1 protein-coding gene is annotated in these 3,100 nt (G+C 72.7%); it reads right to left on the bottom strand.

Annotated elements, in window-relative coordinates:
• Positions 1–3,100, bottom strand: a 3,100-nt coding sequence (locus tag ACZ3OF_RS35885; RefSeq protein WP_467309052.1) for a type I polyketide synthase, incomplete at both ends; no start/stop codon positions are given.

Raw genomic sequence — 3,100 nt, 5'->3', positions numbered from 1 at the left:
CGGCAAGCTCACCGATCGAATGGCCGACCAGCACGTCCGGGGTCACACCCCAGGACTCCACCAGCCGGAACAACGCCACCTCGACCGCGAACAGCGCAGGCTGCGCATCGACGGTCCGGTCCAGCGCCTCGCCATCCTCGAACACGACGTCACGCAGCGGTCGTTCGAGGTCCACGCGTGCACAGACTGCGTCGAACGCGTCCGCGAACACCGGGAAGGCGTCGTACAGCTCACGCCCCATACCGACGCGCTGCGCACCCTGGCCGGTGAACAGCAGCGCCAGCCCGCCGTGCACGGCCTCGTCGCGGACCACGGACGGCACGGCCTTGTCCTCGGCCAGTGCGCGCAGTCCGGTCAGCAGCTCGTCGCGGTCGTCACCGAGCACGACCGCCCGGTGCTCCAGCGCCGCACGCGCCGTCGCCAGGGTGTGCGCCACAGCCGACGAACCCACCTCAGGACGCTCGGCCAGGAACGACCCCAACCGCTCGGCCTGGGCCACCAGCGCACCCTGCGACCGCGCAGACAACACCCACGGCCCCACAGCCCCCACCCGCACGGGAGCCACCTCAGGCGCCTCAGCGGCCTGCTCCAGGATGACGTGCGCGTTCGTACCACTCACACCGAACGACGACACACCCGCCCGACGCGGACGACCCGCCTCCGGCCAGTCCCGCGCCTCCGCCAGCAGTTCCACGGCGCCGGCCGACCAGTCCACATGCGGCGTCGGCTCGTCCACGTGCAGCGTCCGGGGCAGCACACCGTGGCGCAGCGCCTCCACCATCTTGATGACACCTGCGACACCAGAGGCCGCCTGCGTGTGACCGATGTTCGACTTCACCGACCCCAGATACAGGGGCTCATCCCGGTCCTGCCCGTACGTCGCGAGCAGGGCCTGCGCCTCGATCGGGTCACCCAACCGGGTGCCGGTACCGTGCGCTTCCACCGCGTCGACCTCGGACGTCTCCAACCCGGCCGCGGCCAGCGCAGCCCGCACCACCCGCTGCTGCGCGGGACCGTTCGGCGCCGTCAGACCGTTCGACGCACCATCCTGATTCACCGCCGAACCCCGCACCACACCGAGCACCTCATGCCCGTTACGACGCGCGTCCGACAGCCGCTCCAACAGCAGCAGACCCACACCCTCACCCCAGCCCGTGCCGTCCGCACCAGCCGCGAACGCCTTGCACCGGCCGTCCCCGGCCAGACCGTCCTGGCGGTCGAACTCGGCGAAGATGTCGGGACCGACGATCACGGTGACGCCGCCGGCCAGCGCCATGGAGCACTCGCCGGTACGCAGCGACTGCGCCGCCAGGTGCAGCGCCACCAACGACGACGAACACGCCGTGTCCACCGTCACCGCCGGACCCTCGAGCCCGAACGAGTACGCGACCCGGCCGGAGAGCACGCTCCCGGCCATGCCGGTCATCAGGTGGCCGTCCGCGCCCTCGGTGCGCCCGCCGGTGCCGTAACCGGACGTCGAGGCTCCGACGAACACACCGGTCGACGTCCCCTGGAGCGTGCGCGGGTTCATGCCCGCCCGCTCCAGCGTCTCCCAGGCCGTCTCGAGCAGCAGTCGCTGCTGCGGATCCATCGCGATCGCCTCACGCGGCGAGATGCCGAACAGCCCCGCGTCGAACTCGGTGGCGTCGTGCACGAAGCCGCCCTCGGCCGCGAAGGCTCCCGTCTCGCGGAGTGCGGTGAGGTCCCAGCCTCGGTCGGCGGGGAAGGTGGAGATGCCCTCGGCTCCCGAGGCGACCAGGTCCCAAAGGTCCTCGGGCGACCGGACTCCGCCGGGGAAGCGGCACGCCATGGAGACGATCGCGATCGGCTCGTCCGGGTCGGCTGCGACGCGGGGGGCGATCGCCGCCGATGTGTCGCCGGGCGCGGAGGAAGGCAGCAGCTCGGCGAGGTGGCCGGCCAGGGCCTGGGCGGTGGGGTGGTCGAAGACGAGTGTCGCGGAGAGCGAGAGGCCGGTCGCGGCCATCAGCCGGTCGCGGAGGTCGACGGCGGTTAGCGAGTCGAAGCCCAGGTCGGAGAAGGGCAGCTCGACGGGGATGCTGTCCGCACTCGCATGGCCCAGGACCGCGGCGGCACCGCTTCTGACGGTGTCCAGCAGCACGGCGCGGCGCTCGGCGGTCCCCTTTCCGGCGAGCGCGGAGATGAGGGGCGTGGACTCGGAGTCCGCCTCCGCCACGGGTGCGGAGGTGGACGGAGCCACGGCCTCGGGAACGTCGTCGAAGAGGTGGGTGGCGCGGCCCGAGCCGAAGGCCGGTGCGAAGCGCGTCCAGTCGGCGTCGGCGGCGACGAGACAGCCGAGGTCGCGGGCGACCGCGTCCTCCAGGATGGTCACCCCGAGCTCGGGCGGCAGCGGCGTCAGGCCGCGGCGGCGCAGGTAGTCCTCGGCGTTCTCCTCGACGAGCATGCCGGCTTCGGCCCACGGGCCCCAGGCCACCGAGGTGGCGGTCAGACCGCGGGCGCGGCGCTGCTCGGCCAGGCCGTCGAGGTAGGCGTTGGCCGCCGCGTACGCGGACTGCCCGCCACTGCCCCACACGCCGGCGATCGACGAGAACAGCACGAACATGTCAGCCTCGGGCACCAGTTCGTCCAGGTGCCGGGCACCCAGAGTCTTCGCCCGCAGCACCTCCGCGAACTGCTCCGGACCGACACCCACCAACGGCACGGTGTCCACGACACCAGCCGTGTGGAACACGCCGGTGACCGGATGCTCCGCGAGCAGCGCGGCGAGTGCCTCGCGGTCTGCGACGTCGCAGGCGACGACGGCCGTCGTCGCCCCGAGCGCGCCCAGCTCGGCAACCAGTTCGGCGGCCCCCGGGGCCTCCATGCCCCGCCTGCTGGTCAGCACCAGCTCGGTGACCCCACGCCGGGCTAGGCGACGGGCGACAGCCGCGCCGAGGGCCCCGGTCCCACCGGTGACGAGAACCGCTCCGGCGGAAGCGAACTTCCCAGGAGCATCAGAATGCGGCTCGACACGGGCCACACGTCGCGCGAAGGTGCCGGATGCGCGGACGGCGACCTGGTCCTCCGACCCGGCCAGCACCCGCACCAGACGCGAGCCCGCACGATCGTCCAGCACTCCCGG

The sequence above is a fragment of the Streptomyces sp. NPDC022552 genome, assembly GCF_055561875.1.
The sequence above is the reverse complement of the archived record's forward strand: the minus strand, read 5'-3'. Positions and strand labels throughout refer to the sequence as shown.